Annotated in this window: 14 protein-coding genes; 8 read left to right on the top strand and 6 right to left on the bottom strand. The window is 27.6% G+C overall.

Annotated elements, in window-relative coordinates; translation table 11 throughout:
- Positions 1-150: 150 nt before the first annotated feature.
- Together BHW04_RS10725 and BHW04_RS10720 are read left to right on the top strand one after the other, a co-directional pair.
- Positions 151-495, top strand: a complete 345-nt coding sequence (locus tag BHW04_RS10725; RefSeq protein WP_302699608.1) for an IS3 family transposase — start codon at positions 151-153, stop codon at positions 493-495.
- A gap of 207 nt (positions 496-702) precedes the next feature.
- A complete protein-coding gene (locus tag BHW04_RS10720) occupies positions 703-2073 on the top strand; it encodes an MFS transporter (protein ID WP_022168858.1) in 1371 nt (456 codons plus the stop codon).
- A gap of 610 nt (positions 2074-2683) precedes the next feature.
- Here the strand turns inward: BHW04_RS10720 and BHW04_RS10715 are convergent.
- Entirely contained in the window at positions 2684-3544 is an 861-nt protein-coding gene (locus tag BHW04_RS10715; RefSeq protein ID WP_302630937.1) for an AraC family transcriptional regulator, read from the bottom strand.
- A gap of 334 nt (positions 3545-3878) precedes the next feature.
- On the opposite strand from BHW04_RS10715, the gene BHW04_RS10710 reads away from it, so the two are divergent.
- The gene (locus BHW04_RS10710; RefSeq protein WP_022168860.1) at positions 3879-4865 is read left to right on the top strand and encodes a LacI family DNA-binding transcriptional regulator; all 987 of its coding nucleotides are present in this window, start codon (positions 3879-3881) and stop codon (positions 4863-4865) included.
- A 66-nt stretch (positions 4866-4931) separates the two neighbouring features.
- Here BHW04_RS10710 and gtfA read toward each other — a convergent pair whose 3' ends face one another.
- The 3 genes from gtfA to BHW04_RS10695 all read right to left on the bottom strand — a co-directional run bounded on the left by gtfA (position 4932) and on the right by BHW04_RS10695 (position 8408).
- Entirely contained in the window at positions 4932-6395 is a 1464-nt protein-coding gene (gene gtfA, locus BHW04_RS10705) for a sucrose phosphorylase (protein WP_302699605.1), read from the bottom strand.
- Between the two features lie 22 nt (positions 6396-6417).
- Positions 6418-7374 (bottom strand): carbohydrate kinase family protein, encoded by a 957-nt coding sequence (locus BHW04_RS10700; protein ID WP_302699603.1) that lies wholly within the window; start codon positions 7372-7374, stop codon positions 6418-6420.
- A 296-nt stretch (positions 7375-7670) separates the two neighbouring features.
- Positions 7671-8408: an NAD-dependent protein deacylase gene (locus BHW04_RS10695; RefSeq protein ID WP_302631986.1), complete on the bottom strand. Its 738-nt coding sequence runs from the start codon at positions 8406-8408 to the stop codon at positions 7671-7673.
- A gap of 295 nt (positions 8409-8703) precedes the next feature.
- Between BHW04_RS10695 and BHW04_RS10690 the strand changes: the two genes are divergently transcribed.
- Positions 8704-9051 (top strand): hypothetical protein, encoded by a 348-nt coding sequence (locus tag BHW04_RS10690; protein WP_302654322.1) that lies wholly within the window; start codon positions 8704-8706, stop codon positions 9049-9051.
- A gap of 461 nt (positions 9052-9512) precedes the next feature.
- Here BHW04_RS10690 and BHW04_RS10685 read toward each other — a convergent pair whose 3' ends face one another.
- Entirely contained in the window at positions 9513-9737 is a 225-nt protein-coding gene (locus tag BHW04_RS10685) for a hypothetical protein (protein ID WP_022212158.1), read from the bottom strand.
- A 382-nt stretch (positions 9738-10119) separates the two neighbouring features.
- On the opposite strand from BHW04_RS10685, the gene BHW04_RS10680 reads away from it, so the two are divergent.
- Together BHW04_RS10680 and BHW04_RS10675 are read left to right on the top strand one after the other, a co-directional pair.
- On the top strand, positions 10120-12117 hold the full coding sequence (locus BHW04_RS10680; protein WP_302632918.1) for a molybdopterin-dependent oxidoreductase: 1998 nt from the start codon (positions 10120-10122) through the stop codon (positions 12115-12117).
- A 4-nt stretch (positions 12118-12121) separates the two neighbouring features.
- Entirely contained in the window at positions 12122-12532 is a 411-nt protein-coding gene (locus tag BHW04_RS10675) for a hypothetical protein (RefSeq protein ID WP_022212160.1), read from the top strand.
- 99 nt (positions 12533-12631) lie between these two features.
- On the opposite strand, the gene BHW04_RS10670 is transcribed toward BHW04_RS10675, so the two are convergent.
- Complete coding sequence (locus BHW04_RS10670) at positions 12632-13480, bottom strand: MBL fold metallo-hydrolase (protein WP_302632916.1); 849 nt, start codon at positions 13478-13480, stop codon at positions 12632-12634.
- A 357-nt stretch (positions 13481-13837) separates the two neighbouring features.
- On the opposite strand from BHW04_RS10670, the gene BHW04_RS10665 reads away from it, so the two are divergent.
- On the top strand, positions 13838-15016 hold the full coding sequence (locus BHW04_RS10665; RefSeq protein WP_302699599.1) for an exonuclease SbcCD subunit D: 1179 nt from the start codon (positions 13838-13840) through the stop codon (positions 15014-15016).
- A gap of 1 nt (position 15017) precedes the next feature.
- Entirely contained in the window at positions 15018-15533 is a 516-nt protein-coding gene (locus BHW04_RS10660) for an AAA family ATPase (protein WP_302699597.1), read from the top strand.
- The last annotated feature ends 2 nt before the right edge of the window (positions 15534-15535 follow it).

The raw sequence follows: 15535 nt of genomic DNA, 5'->3' as shown, positions 1-15535 counted from the left end.
AAAAGAAATGGCAAGAATTAAAGAGGAAAATGAAATATTACACCAAAGGCGGGCTTTAGCCAAAAAAGCTATGGCCATATTTGCAACAAGAAATTAGATGAAGTAATAGAATTTATAAATATAAATAAAAGCAAGCATGATATTAAAACTATGTGTACTGTTCTAGGCGTAGCTAGAAGCACATATTATAAATCTTTTGATAAAACTAAATCTGCAAGAGAACTAGAAAATGAGGAATTAAAATCAGCTATTAAAAGGATATATAAAGAGAATAAAGGCATATATGGTGCTCCTAGAATTCATTATATACTCGGTATAGAAGGCTTCAATGTATCATTGAAGCGAGTTCAAAGACGAATGACTGAACTTGGCCTTTGTGCAATAACTGTAAAAAAATACAAACCTCATTCAAGTAAAAAGGTAGCAGAAGGTTTAGAAAACGTTTTGAAAAGAGATAGCAACAAGACTATCTTTGTTATTTTCATATTATATTAGTAGTTTTAATGATATTATGAATTTTAAATTTTATCCACAACTAGTAAAGGAAAACCCTCTGTTTTTTAAACAGGGGGTTTTCAACAAACTGTAGATATAATTTAAATATCTAACATTTAACCATGTTTTTGATACATAAATACGTTTTCAATATTTATATAAATATTTATAATATTAGGTGTAAAATAGAAAAAAGGGTGGGAAAAAATGAGCGAATTAAATTTAGTAAAAAAAGGAGAAAAAAACTCACAAAATCTAGTTCCAATTAAAACTTTAATTTCTTTTGGAATGGGGAGTTTAGGAAACAACATTATATGTGCATTTATAGGCACATACTTAACGGTTTATCTTACTGATAGCTTTGGAATAGGTGCAGTAGCAGTAGGTACATTATTCTTAATAGCTAGAATAATAGATGCAATAACTGATCCAATTATGGGAATGATAGTAGATAATACAAAATCTAAAATGGGTAAAAGTAGACCTTATTTATTATTTGTTCCAATATTTATGGGAATAGCAACAATAATGTGTTTTTCATCCCCAAATTTAAGTTATAATGGTAAAATTGCATGGATATATATTTCATACATATTATGGGGAATATGCTTTACAGCAATGGATACACCTTATTGGTCTTTATCAGCTAATATAACTCAATCGTCACAAGGTAGAACAAAAATTGTTACATCAGCTAGAACTATTGCTTTTGGTGGAAGTTTAGTAGTTTCTATGTTTACGTTACCTTTAGTTGCTAAGTTTGGAAGTTGGACATTAGTAGCAATTATATATTCAATTACAGCAGCTATATGTACATGGATTACTGTCTGGGGTGTTAAAGAGATAAACACAGATAGAAAGCCAGAAAAACAAGGCTTTAAACAATTAAAAGAATTATTTAAAACAAACAAACCTTTAAGAATATTACTTGTATCAATGTTAATGTTAGAAGTAACATATGCATTAAGAAATGGTTTCTCAATTTATTATATAAAATATAATTTTAATGCAGAAGTATATATTCCAATAGTAACTGGTATAAGTATGGTTTCAGGAATGGCAGGCGGATTATGTACTCCTTTTATAACTCAAAAGTTAGGAAAAAGAGCTACAGCTTTATTTGGAATTGGAATTAATGCTTTAGGATTTATGTCAATATTTGCATTATCATATTCAAGCTTACCAACATTATTAGTTATAAATACAATAATGGGATTAGCTGAAGGAGCTGCTAATATTTCATTGGCTTCTATGGTAGCAGATTGTGTTGAATATGGTGAGTGGAAAACAGGAAAAAGATCAGAAGGAATGATTTTCTCTTCAAATATATTTAAAACTAAGCTTGCTAGTGCAATTGGAGGAGCATTATGTGGTTATGTATTAGCTTTTGTAGGGTATAAAGCTAATGTAGCTCAAACTGTAGAAACTTTAAAAGGGATACACTTAATGTATTCAATTGTTCCAGGTATAATAGCAATATTAAGTATAATTTCTTTAAGAAGATATAACTTAAATGAAGAAGAATATGAGGCAATATTAGAAGACTTAAAGAATGGAGAAACATTAGCAAATAAATAAATTTTTAAGGAGCTAGAGACTGTAGGTAATTATGTGTAATTAATTTTCTTAGTTGATAAATATTACTGGAAATTATGATTTCCAGTAATGTTTTTTATTATCTAGAAATACTAATAATATATTTTTCTATTCTTTGTATACTTACGTACTTGCCTATTAAAGCCTTCTAATGCATTAGTTGTATAAATTATTATTTCCTAGCATTCTATTTTGCCATTCGGTAGCGGTAGCTATTAATTTATCTGTTATTTTAGAAACCATTGATGGTGATTCTGAATGACCATAATCTATCAATTGTAATATCTTATCAGATGTTTCAGAGTAGACTTCATTAAAAGTAGTTTCTTTATTATTAACTTTTTTAAAACAATCAGTACTAACTAAAGTTCCAGCTATATTGTTCCAAGCAGGAAGGGAAGTCCAAGAATCTTTTAATGTGAAATAAAAAGGTATTATTCCGTTATCATTATTTCATTCCTTTCAAAACTATTTTAGATATAAAATTATTTAATTTACACCGTTTACATTTACTTATATAGTAAACTTTTTTGGCAATATCTTATATAGTTTTATATAATGAAAATATGTTTAAATGTTAGAAGTAGGTATTTTATTTAATTTCATTAAGTAAGAATTTTTCAGTTGTTTCTTTTTTCTTTAATCTATATTCTTTAGGGCTTACACCTTTTATTTTTTTAAATGCTTTTGAAAATGCAAGTGGATCAGAATAACCACAAGAGTAAGCAATATTTGTAATAGGTAAATCTGTATCATATAGAAGTGTTGCAGCTTTAGTTATTCTAAATTCCATTAAAAATTTTTGTGGAGACATATTTAAATTATTTTGAAATACAGTAGAAAGATAGCTCCTATTTAAACAAACATAATTAGCTATATCAGAAACTTTTATTGGATTATGATAATTATTTTGAATAAATTCAATTGCCTTATTTATATAATTATTATTTATATCATTCTTATGAATAGGAACAGATTTATTTTGTTTAGCAAGTTCTGAAAAGAACATATAAAGTAAGCCTTCAATTTTAAGAGAATCACTGCTAGAAGAGGTGTTATGTTTTAACATTTCAAGAATATATTCTTTTAATAAATCTCCATCATTATATTTAAATATTAAAGTATCATTATTTAATCCTGCAGCCTTTAAATATGTCTCCACTTTTTCACCATCTATACCGATCCAAAGATAAGTCCAAGGATTTTCTTCGTCTGCTTGGTAAAATGTCACAACATTTGGGCAAATTAAGAAACCTTCATTTTTATTAACTTCATATTTCTCATTATTTACATAATAGTACCCTTTACCATCAAGAACATAATGTAGTAAATAATTAGGTCTTATAGCAGGTCCAAAGGAATATAGTGGAGCACATTGTTCCATACCACAATAACATAAATATAAATCAATAAAATCTTTATTTGTATTTTCTAAAAAATATATATCTGACATAAATCCTCCATTTTGAATATTTATTTTAGCAATATATAACATTATTATACTATAAATAAAAATATTGCAAAATAAAAAATGAATTTCTATTTTTTATGAAAAAAAGACATAAAGTGAGTAGGTGAATTATTTGTATAGGTTATGTACTTTTTTATTATGAAAATATTGACAATAACTATATGTAAATGTGCATAATAGAGTATAGTAACTTTATACGTTGCTACAAAGATAAAGGTAGCAAATTTACTTTCAGCAATATTTATACTTATTATTTTAGGAGTGTAGGAATTTTGTAAATAAATATAGTCGTACAATAAAGAGAGGGGAATGAATTTTGGCTACAATAGTTGATGTTGCAAAACTAGCAGGAGTTACACCAACAACTGTATCAAGGGTTATTAATAATAGAGGATATATTAGTGAAAAAACAAAAAGTAAAGTTCATGAAGCTATGGATCAGTTAAGTTATCAGCCTAATGAAATAGCGCGTTCATTAACAAAGCAGAGAAGTAATACAATTGGAGTGATAGTACCACATATATCTCATCCTTATTTTTCTAAGTTAATAAGCAATTTAGAAAATGAAGCAGCGAAAAAAGATTATAAAATAATACTATGTAATAGCAAGGACACTGCTACAAAAGAGAAAAAATATTTAGACATGTGTAAAAGTAATAGAGTAGATGGAATAATTTTATGTAGTGGCAATGTTGAATATAATATGATTAACACAGGAAATATCCCAATTGTATTATTAGAAAAGAATTTTGAAAAAGGAAAACTAGGAATACAATGTGATAATTATCAAGGGGGATGCCTTGCAACAGAGCATTTAATAAAATGTGGATGTAAAAGAATAGTACATTTTAGTGGTGTAATTGATGAAGAAATGCCTGCTGATAATAGAGAAAAGGCATTTATAGATATATGTAATAAAAATAATGTTGAATATTTTATTAAAAAGTTTGATATAAATGCCTATAATGAAATGAATTATTATGAGTATATAAAAAATACACTTAGTGAAATAGATGGAGTTGATGGAATATTTGCTAGCAGTGATTTAATAGCAGCACAAGTTATTCAGGTTTGTTATGAATTAAATATTAAAATTCCAAAGGATATTAAATTAGTTGGTTTTGATGATGTTGAAATATCACAATTAACAACACCAACAATAACTACTATACAGCAGCCAATTAAAGAAATGGCAAAGTTAGCTATTCATTTAATTGATGCTAAATATACTAACACAGAAATTTTAGAACAAACTATATTACCAGTGGATTTAGTAGTTAGAAGAAGTACAAGTGTAGAGTAGATAAGAGTAATAAATAGTAAGTAGCTATTGCATTATTGCAATAGCCACTTGTTTAGAATGTAAAAGTTATATATGGTAAACTGATGTTATACCATCATCATTTATATATTTAATAGTTGACTTGCTAGTAGTTAAATCAACATTTAAAGTACAATACTTATCATCCTTTTTCCAAGTTAAAATCATTTCATTATCATTTGAAGGTTCAATATGGAAAGTGCCATCAAAAGCAGGATAATCATTTCTAAAGTCAATAAGCTTAAGTAATCTTTGAACAACATCTTGATTATATGCTTTATCAATTTCTTCTAAAGTGAAGTTGTGTCTATTAATTTCACGTCCTTCTCCAGTACGTGTTACATTTTCAACATCATTTTCACCAGCTAATAACCCAACATAATATACTTGTGGAATACCTGGAGCAAAGAATTGAATTGCTCTAGCAGTTAAGTAAGCATCATCATTGCATCCTAAAACAGAGTAGTAAGAACATCTTATTTGATGAACGTCAAATCCATCTGGGCTCTTATGAGCATCAGAGTGAACTAAGCTTAAGTTTGCACCATGATTTAAGCAATGATCAACAATTTTCCTAGCATCCTTCGTTGATACTAAATCATCTAAGTCAGGTTTTACAGGAATTCCATCATGACAATCTAACATTGTAAATTGATTATGAGGTCTTACTTTTAAGTATTCTGTAATTTGAGAGCTAGATTTATTAACTAAAGTGCTAAGAATCATATATGGAAGTATAAAGTCATAAATATAGTTACCATACTTAGCTAATTTAAATTGAGTTGTGTAATGAGCATGTACCTCTGGAAGTAAATCAATATCAAGAGATTTAGCTAAATCACATATCCAATCTAAGAATTCATATATTTCAGGTTCAACAAAGAAACAGCTAGTACCAAGTTTCTTTGTTACATATCCTATAGCATCAAGTCTTACAATTTTAACATTGTTTTTATGGAAGTTTTCGAAGAATTCCTTTAATAACTGTCTAACCGCATCAGAGTTAATATCAAGGTCTATCTGTTCAGAAGGTGTTTCTTTACCAAAGGTAGTCCAAACAGAAACGTCTTCACCATTTATGTTAAATGTTGAATATGGAACTTGTCTACGTAAGAACATTTTGTCTATATCTGCTTGAAGTGGTTTTCCATCATTCCATAGTTTATCTAATGTAATAAATAAATCAGCGTATTTTGATTCTTTCCCATGCTTTAAGAAGTCTTGGAAGAATACTGAGTTTTTAGAAATATGGTTAACCATTAAGTCAAGAAGCACATCATGTTTTTCACCTATTTTACGAATATCATCCCATGTACCAAATTGAGGTTCTATTTCTAAATAAGTAAGAGGTGCAAAACCTCTATCCCCTGATGAAGGGAATGGAGGAAGTATGTGAATACCACCTTTAAATTTATTTGGAAAATATTTTGTAAGTACATTATCTAATGTTTTTAAATCTCCACCAAGAGAATCAGCATAAGTTATAAGTTGAACTTTATTTTTAACCGTCATTTTAATATCTCCTCTTAATTAACTATATATTATAAAGTGTTTTTAATTCCTCTATAGAAGGCAATTCTGCAATAGCACCTACATTTTTTAGCTTGAAAGCACTTGTTGCAAAACCAATATTTAAAGCTTCTTTTAAAGGGTAATTACTAGTTAGTGCTGTATAGAATCCACCCCAGAAAGCATCTCCAGCCCCAGTTGTATCTACAACTTCAGTAGCTAAAGTTTTAAATTTAATAGTTTCAGTGCCATTAGAAACTATTGCACCATCTTTCCCTAAAGTCATTATTACAAGTTTTGCACCACATTGAATGAACTTGTCCACATGATTTTCAGGAGTATCTGGGCCAAAAATTCTTTCTGCATCAACTTCTGAAGGTTTTATTATATCTAACTTTCCAATAAGATTTTTTATATATTCTATTCCATCATGTCCTTCTTCCCAAATCATTTCATGATAATTTGGATCAAAACCTATAAGAACATTATTTTTTCTAGCTTCTTCAATAACTTTTTCAATAACTTTTCTTGATTTCTTTTGAGAAATAGGCCAGCATGAAAAATGAACTATTTTACTATTTTTTAATATTGAACCTATATCTTCATTGTATTCTAAATTATAATCTGCACTACGATAGAAAATAGGTAGTGGAGTTTCCTTACTTTTAGTTACAAGTACCATACTTGTAGAATTATTGACTTTATTAATAAATTCAGTATTAATATTATTTTTCTTTAAATTATTAATTAAGAATTCACCTAATCTATCATTTCCAACAGAAGCTGAAATAATAGGATTACCACCAAGTCTTTTTATATTCATAGTAATATTTGCAGGTGAACCACCAAAATATCTTGAGTATTTATTGCAACTATTGTCGCCATCATAATCATCAGAAATCATGTCAACTAATAATTCTCCAATTGCAAATACGTCAAATCTCTTATTCTCAAATTTTACAACATTGTTAAAGTTAAACATTGCTAACCCTCCCTTAAATTGGAATTATATAACTAAAGTATAAGTGAAAAAAAGATATATGTCAAGCGATTGACATATATCTTTTTGCATATTTGAATTATTATAGATTTCACTGATGGTTATGAAAACTTAGTAAATGATAAATGAGTAGCATTTTATATATAAAGATGAAGAGTTCTTACATATAGCTGAAAAAAATGCTAGTAAAATGGTAGAGGAATTTATAAAACTTTATTAAGAGGTTAAATAAGTAAAGATGGTATCTTAAAATTGATTTTAAGATACCATCTTTAATATTAAATATTATTAACAGTTTCTCCTAAAACCTTCCCAATAGCCTCATGAATAACTAAATCAGCTTTATTATCAGCGGAAGTTGAACTCTTATTAATTAGAACAAGATTTTTACCTCTAAAGTAATTAATAAGCCCAGCTGCTGGATAAACAACCAGTGAAGTTCCACCTATAATTAAGGTATCTGCTTTAGAAATGGCAGCAATAGCACCTCTAATTACATTATCATCTAAGCCTTCTTCATAAAGAACAACATCAGGCTTTACATTTCCTCCACATTTAGTACAAGTAGGCACTCCTTTAGATTCTAAAATAAATTTTTCATCATAAAAGGCATGACATTTAACACAATAATTTCTTAAAACAGAACCATGAAGTTCATAGACGTGCTTAGAACCAGCAGCTTGATGTAAGCCATCTATATTTTGAGTTATGACAGCTTTAAGTTTACCGATTTCTTCAAGTTTAGCTAAGGCTCTATGAGCATCATTTGGTTTTGCTTCAGGATAAATAAGTTTAGCCTTATAAAAGTTAAAGAATTCTTCAGGATATCTTATATAAAAACTATGAGATACTAACTGTTCAGGAGTAAAGTTTACATGTAACTTTTCACTATATAATCCATTTGAACTTCTAAAATCAGGTATTCCACTTTCGGTACTTACCCCTGCACCTCCAAAAAATGCAATATTATTACTATCTCTAAGTATTTGAGTTAATTTTTCTATTTCAGTACTCACAAAATCATCTCCGAATTATATATTTATAGTTATATTATGGCATACATGTTTGAAAAATAGAATGAATTAATCTCTATTTTAATTTTATTTATATATTATACATAACCATAATAAAAGTATTATTAGTAATTAATAGCTTTGAAAAGTATCTATAAGAAAGTTATTATATTTATCTTATTGTTGCTGATTTTAATATATGTTACAATGTAGTTGTATAACGAAAATTATTTAAAGATGAAAGGGTAAAGTAATTTTACTATGTATTTATAAGACAGAAATTATGGAGGGACAAGAGATGAAAAGTGTATACGATTTAGTAGTAGAAATGGAAGAAATAGAAGAAGAAAGAAGCAGAATAATGAAGTTTCTTGAAAAGAATAAAGCTACAGTAGAAAATTTAACAAAATTAGAAGATTTAGAAATCAGATACCATGGAATAGATAAGATAATATTGGAAAAAGGTATTAAATTTAATGTATATAAATATAAAGAAGCAAAAGAAGATTTAAAAAGGTGGGAAACTATGAGTGGTTTATCAGCACTTTTATCAACACCAAGAGATTATAGCGCTTTAAGAAATGAAAAGAAAACTAGACTAATGGTAATAACTAATGATTTAAAATCAATTTTAATAAAAGAATAAAAGGTTACTTAATGAAGATAGCTCATATCAACTTTGATATAGGCTATTTTTTTATCATTATCTATTATTAAAAAAATATAAAAAAATAGTTGACATGTTTTAATAAAAGGTATATCATAATAAGTGAAGATGATAATTATTATCAGTTGAATAAGTTATATATATTATGATTATGTGCTAACAACATTATTCTGTATTGATATCACACATTTAATACAGAAATCTTGAATACATTAAATCCTAAAATCTTTTTATATTATTTATTAGCTCTACAAACATAGTCATAATTTAAATATATAAGCCAAAAGGCATCTATTGTACCACAGCAATAGATGCTTTTTTGGTATATTGACAATTGCTTTAAAAAGAGGATAAATAAAAAATGTAGCAAGTTATATGACTTACTACATTTTTTAAATATATTATATATATTAAATTAGGTGTGTAATTTGGCAAAAGAACTAGCTTGCACGTTTATGAGCAGCTCTAGCCTTTTCTTCAGCTATTTTTCTAGTGTACCAATCTTCACAAATCTTATTAAATGTTTCTTCACTCATATTTCTTTCGCTAAGCATAGAAGTATAAGGAGCATATTTCTTAGTTTGAGTATAATACTTCAAAACTAGTATATGATCATTCTTATATTCAAATCTGTAATCGTCATGATTATTATTTTTATATTTCATAAAATTCACTCTTCTTTCAAATAATTAGATAAATTTAATATATTGATAAAAATACTATCCATGACCTGCATTAAATACAAATCTCATATAATCATCTTCTTTCTTTCTTTCTTCTGGTATTATTATAACTCTATTTGAAATTAAATTCCATATAATGTAATAAAAATATTGATTTTTTTTAAATATTATTATGTAATGCATTTAAGCAATATGATATTATAGAATATATAGTTAGGAGAATATTATAGAGGAGACCGATAATGAGAAAAATAAAGATGGATAATATAATGAAAGAAAAAGATTATGTGCAGGAGAAAAAGCACCTGCTAAAGGATTATGTATAGCAGCAGTGGAATACTAGAAAAAATATTGAGGTGGAGAAATGGATAAGCTAAGTCATGGATGTACATTAGATTGCTTTGACTGTTGTAAGTTTAATGTATATGTTGAAGAAGGAAAAATCATTAAAATTGAAGGTGATAAGGAACATCCCTACACTAATGGATTTATCTGTAAAAAAGGCCTAGCTCATTTAGAGAGGCTAAATCACCACAAGAGGATTTATAAGCCTTTATTAAAAGTTAATGATAAGTGGAAGGAAATTACATTTGATGAAGCCATAGAAATAATGGTTGATAAGTTAAGGTTTTATAAAGATAAATATTCTCCCAAGTCAGTATTATATTATGAACAGTATGGTAATGGCTCCATATTAAAGAGTATAGGAGAAATATTTTTTAATTTTTATGGTGGTGCATCTAAGGCAAAAGGTGGACCTTGTTGGAGTGCAGGTATACATGCACAAAAACAGGTTTTTGGGGATGTTGTAAGCCATTCGTTGGATGATCTTATACATAGCAAAAATATATTTGTTTGGGGTAAGAATCCAGCTAATACTACTATACATACTATGCAAAGTATAAAGAAAGCTAAGGTTAATGGTAGTAGAATCATTGTTATAGATCCTATATTTACCCAAACAGCAAAAATAGCACATAAATATGTAAGAGTAAAGCCCGGTGGAGATGAAGCTTTAGCACTAGCTATGGGAAAGATTATTATTGAAAGAAATTATTTAGATAAAGATTATATTGAGCAATATGTAAATGGTTTTGAAGAATATAGAGATTACTTGCTATCATTAGATATTAATAATTTATCTTTTATATGTGGTGTAGAAATAAATGAAATTGAAGAATTAGCAAAGCTTTATAGTGAAAAGCATTCTAGTATTTTATTGGGATATGGTATGCAAAAGTATTATAATGGTGGTAATACCATTAAGTTAATAAGCTTTTTAGGTGCTATAACAGGGCAAATTGGTATAAGCGGAGGCGGTGTTAATTATGCTAACAGAGTTTATCCAGATATTTTAAATACTGACCCTTATAATAGTGCTGTTTATGGAGAAAGTAGAGAGTTTTATGTTAGTCATATTAGTGAGTTTATAAATGATGCTGTAAAGGGAAAAGCACATGCTAGAAACAATATATATTGCTTAGATCAGGAAGGAGTAAAGGAAGATAATGTTCCTTTAAAGATGTCTGTAATAACTAAAAGTAATTTATTAAATCAGCTACCAAATTTAAACAAGCTAAAGAATGCTTTTAGAAAAATTGAATTTAAGGTATGCATTGATATGTTTATGACTGATACAGCAGAAGAATGTGATTTATTTATTCCTGCCAGTAGCACATTGGAAAGTGAAGATTTACTTTTTAGCTCTATGACTAATCCATATTTAATTTTTAATGAAAAACTCATAGAACCAGCAGAAGAGCTAATGGATGAATATTACTTTTTTAGAGAGATAGCTAGAAGGCTTGAACTTAAAGGATATCCAATGGTAGAAAAAAAGGAATATCTTAATGAAGTTATCAAGCCATTAAAAAGAATTCATAAGGAAATTGATTTACAATATATAAAGAATAATTATTTTACTCCTCACAAGAATGTAGCTTGGGAAGATAAAAAGTTTTTAACTAAAAGTGGAAAAATAGAATTTAGTTTTAATAAAATGAGCCATAATAAAGAAGAGTCTAAGTTTAGATTACTAACTACCCATAGTAGGGATACATTATTTAGTCAACATTTTATGGATGAAGAAGGTATTGCTATGGCGTATATAAATAGTAATGAAGCAAGAAAATTAAATATTAATGATAAAGAAAATGTTAGCTTAATATCTGATAATGGAAAAATTACTGTAAAAGTTGTAGTAGATGATTGCATTGGTGATAATATAGTTATGATGTATGCTGGATGGTGGAAGAGGCATGGCAATCCTAATTATTTAACTATATCAGGTATATCAGATATAGGTGGACAAGTAACTTATCATGAAACATTAGTAGAGATAGTTAAGGAAAAAGGAGAATAGAAATATGGAAAAAGAATTAACATTATATCAATTAGGTAATTTATTAAAGATTATAACAGAAAATTATGAGGTAAACTTAATGTCAAAAATAAAATTAAGCGGAGGATGGATGACCATAACTGGTAATATAGATGTTGATTATATACCAGCTAATGAAGTATTAGGAAAAGGAAGTAATATAATAGGATTAAAGATTAATAATGGCGGAAGCTGTTCTAATGATATAAAAATAACTGGTATGAAGGATTTAAACTTCAAGGTAAATTTAGCTGCTACTAAATTTAAAGAAATACATAAGGGTGGATTAAATCTAGATAAGATAAAAGAAAAAGAAGATAAATGTACATTAAAAATAGATGAGAATATGATATTTACTATTAATGCTTCTTTTGAAGATGTTAAAAAATTATTATAAAGTTTAAGGCTGATCAATGACATCAGCCTTAATTTTTTAGAAAGAATTTATAAACATTATACCTATTAAACAAATTATTTCTATTATATACATATGTTTTTATAATTCAATAGTCATTCCATCATAGGCAAATTTAATGGCTATACATTCTTTTTCATAATTAAGATAATCATCATATGACTTACCCCAATCTTCTTCTAAATGAGTTATTATGACATTTTGAATATTATATTTTGCTTTTAGTTCTAAGACCTCTTCAAATGAAAATAACTCTAAATTAAGTGGATTATTTTTAGTCAAATAGAAATTATTTTTAAGTATGTTTCCAATGATAGTATTACCGATGATAAGATAATCAGCATCATAGAATAGTCTTGAATTAGGAAATGGCTTCACATCACATGGTGCATAGATTAATTTTTTACCATTTTGTTCAAAAACGAATATTGTTACTGTAGCTTCTTCATTAGCAGGAACAAATGTTATCTTGATGTCATTAATTACTATTCTTTTGTTGACTGATTTTCTTTTTATTAAATTTAAGGATTCATAATAGTCAAAAATAGAACCATATTTTGTACTTAAGGCATTAACATCATTTAATACATTAGGTAGAGCTAATACTTTTATTGGATTATCACATTTTTTATTGATAGATAAGTCAAGCCAGTTAAGTCTTAGTTGTTCGATAACTCGCATTCCAAAAGTATGATCTGGATCAAGATGGCTATAAGATAAATAATTTATTTCTTTTATATTACAGTGATTTAATGCATGTCCAATATCTTCTGGTGTATCTATCAATAATTTTATATCATCTAAAAATAAACTGCATCCGCATCTAGCATATGGATAACTTTTTTCTCTAGCTTCATTACAAATATTGCAAGTACATAAAGGCCTTGGAATGCTTACACATCCTCCTGAACCTGTAATAATAAATTTCATAAAATACCTCCATATAAATTTTTACCTTAATATATGTATAAAATACTTAAGATTTGTAAAGTAAATTATAATATAACACTTACCTTATTATACCATATATAACATAATGTTTAAAAATATTATGTTATATATTTATAGATCAAATTAGTTAATCTGATGAAAAAATAGACTTAATAGGGATTTTTTATTGGTATAATACAGCTTTAAAAATAGTTATGAAGTTTATAATAAATATAATTAAATTGAAAAAGAAGTTAAAGAGAAGTAATATAAGATAAGTAGTATAAAGTGTAAAGGGGTTTTAATTATTACACTTTATTTTTAATATTTAAGAAAGTGATGGGATGTGATTTTTAAATGAAAATAGTCCATACAGGTGATTGGCATATTGGAAAAATTGTCAACGAGTATTCGATGATAGAGGAACAAAAATATTATTTAGATAAATTAGTGGAATTATTGAGAGAAAAGGAAGCAGAGGCACTTATTATTTCTGGCGATATATATGATAGATCAGTTCCACCAGCTGAGGCGGTAGAACTTTTAGATACTATACTTAGCAAAATAATTTTAGAACTTAAGATTCCTGTTTTAGCTATTGGGGGAAATCATGATAGTGCTGAAAGGTTATCATTTGGAAATAAGCTCCTTAGAGATAAAGGGTTATATATAGAAGGAAATTTTAATGGAGAAGTTAAGAAAGTAACACTAAAAGATAATGATGGAAGTGTGAATTTTTATTTACTACCATACATTGATCCGGCTCAAGCTAGGATTTTGTATGAGAATCCAGAAATTAAAACTCATGATGATATGATGAGAGAAATAGTATCAAGGATATATGAAAATTTAGATATTGATGAAAGAAATATCTTGATAACACATGGGTATGTTAGTTATTCATATGAAGATAAGGAACATAGAGGTGGATTAGAAGTTTGTGATTCTGAAAGACCTTTATCCATAGGGGGAACGGATATAGTGGATGGCAGTATATTTGAAAAGTTTGATTATGTGGCATTAGGGCATATTCATGGACCACAAAAGGTAGGTAGTAATAAAATTAGATACTCAGGTTCTCTTTTAAAATATTCCATATCGGAATGGAAGCAGAAAAAGTCCATACCAGTAATAGATATTAATAAAGACAAAAATCTAAAGGTAGAATTAATAGAGATAAAGCCCTTAAGGGATTTAAGAGTAATAAGAGGGCCCATTGATGAGCTATTAAATAGAGAAAATCATCAGGGCACTAATTTAAATGATTATGTATTTGCTGAAATAACAGATGAAGGAGAAATATTAGATGCCATATCTAAACTAAGAGCTGTATTTCCTAATATTATGGGACTTAGAATGGTTAACACTTCTTTAGGAATTGAAAATAGCAAGACAGCAGCAGGAGATAACTTTAGAGAAAAGTCATTGGATGAATTATTTGGAGAGTTTTATATTGATTTAAAGGGCAAGGAAATGGATGAAGCAAGAAATAGTGAGATTATTAAAATATTAGAGGAATTGGAAAGGGGAAAATAAAGTGAAACCGCTTAAGTTAACAATAAATGCTTTTGGACCTTATGCAGGAAAAGAGGAAATTGATTTTAGCCTTTTAAAAAATAATAATTTATTTTTGATATGTGGGCCAACAGGAGCAGGGAAAACTACAATATTTGATGCCATATCTTTTGCTTTATTTGGTGAAGCAAGTGGAGGAAGTAGGACTATTGATTCTTTAAAAAGCGATCATGCTGATAAAAGTGAAACTTCTTATGTTACCTTAGAATTTATGGTAAAGGGCAAAATGTATTCAATTACCAGATATCCTACACAGAAAATTGAAAAGACAAAGAAAAATGGTAATATCCAAGTGGTAGAAAAGAAACATAGTGTGGAATTTTTACTGCCTGATGATAGAGTTATCAGCAAGACTACAGAAGCTACTAAGGAAGTTGAAAAGATATTAGGATTAAACTCAAATCAATTTAAACAAATAGTAATGTTACCGCAAGGAGAGTTTAAAAAATTACTAGAAGCTGAAAGTAAGGATAAATAAAT

The organism is Clostridium sp. 29_15, from assembly GCF_001916075.1.
Taxonomy (GTDB): domain Bacteria; phylum Bacillota; class Clostridia; order Clostridiales; family Clostridiaceae; genus Clostridium; species Clostridium lentum.
Note: the sequence above shows the minus strand (reverse complement) of the source record. Positions and strands in the feature narration are given on the sequence as shown.

What these genes read in the sequence shown, in the direction of transcription:
- BHW04_RS10700 (WP_302699603.1), bottom strand. Translation starts at nt 7,374, where the DNA reads ATGTTTAACTTTAACAATGTTGTAAAATTTGAGAATAAGAGATTTGAC.
- BHW04_RS10725 (WP_302699608.1), top strand. Translation starts at nt 151, where the DNA reads ATGTGTACTGTTCTAGGCGTAGCTAGAAGCACATATTATAAATCTTTT.
- BHW04_RS10690 (WP_302654322.1), top strand. Translation starts at nt 8,704, where the DNA reads ATGAAAAGTGTATACGATTTAGTAGTAGAAATGGAAGAAATAGAAGAA.
- BHW04_RS10680 (WP_302632918.1), top strand. Translation starts at nt 10,120, where the DNA reads ATGGATAAGCTAAGTCATGGATGTACATTAGATTGCTTTGACTGTTGT.
- gtfA (WP_302699605.1), bottom strand. Translation starts at nt 6,395, where the DNA reads ATGACGGTTAAAAATAAAGTTCAACTTATAACTTATGCTGATTCTCTT.
- BHW04_RS10675 (WP_022212160.1), top strand. Translation starts at nt 12,122, where the DNA reads ATGGAAAAAGAATTAACATTATATCAATTAGGTAATTTATTAAAGATT.
- BHW04_RS10670 (WP_302632916.1), bottom strand. Translation starts at nt 13,480, where the DNA reads ATGAAATTTATTATTACAGGTTCAGGAGGATGTGTAAGCATTCCAAGG.
- BHW04_RS10715 (WP_302630937.1), bottom strand. Translation starts at nt 3,544, where the DNA reads ATGTCAGATATATATTTTTTAGAAAATACAAATAAAGATTTTATTGAT.
- BHW04_RS10720 (WP_022168858.1), top strand. Translation starts at nt 703, where the DNA reads ATGAGCGAATTAAATTTAGTAAAAAAAGGAGAAAAAAACTCACAAAAT.
- BHW04_RS10665 (WP_302699599.1), top strand. Translation starts at nt 13,838, where the DNA reads ATGAAAATAGTCCATACAGGTGATTGGCATATTGGAAAAATTGTCAAC.
- BHW04_RS10685 (WP_022212158.1), bottom strand. Translation starts at nt 9,737, where the DNA reads ATGAAATATAAAAATAATAATCATGACGATTACAGATTTGAATATAAG.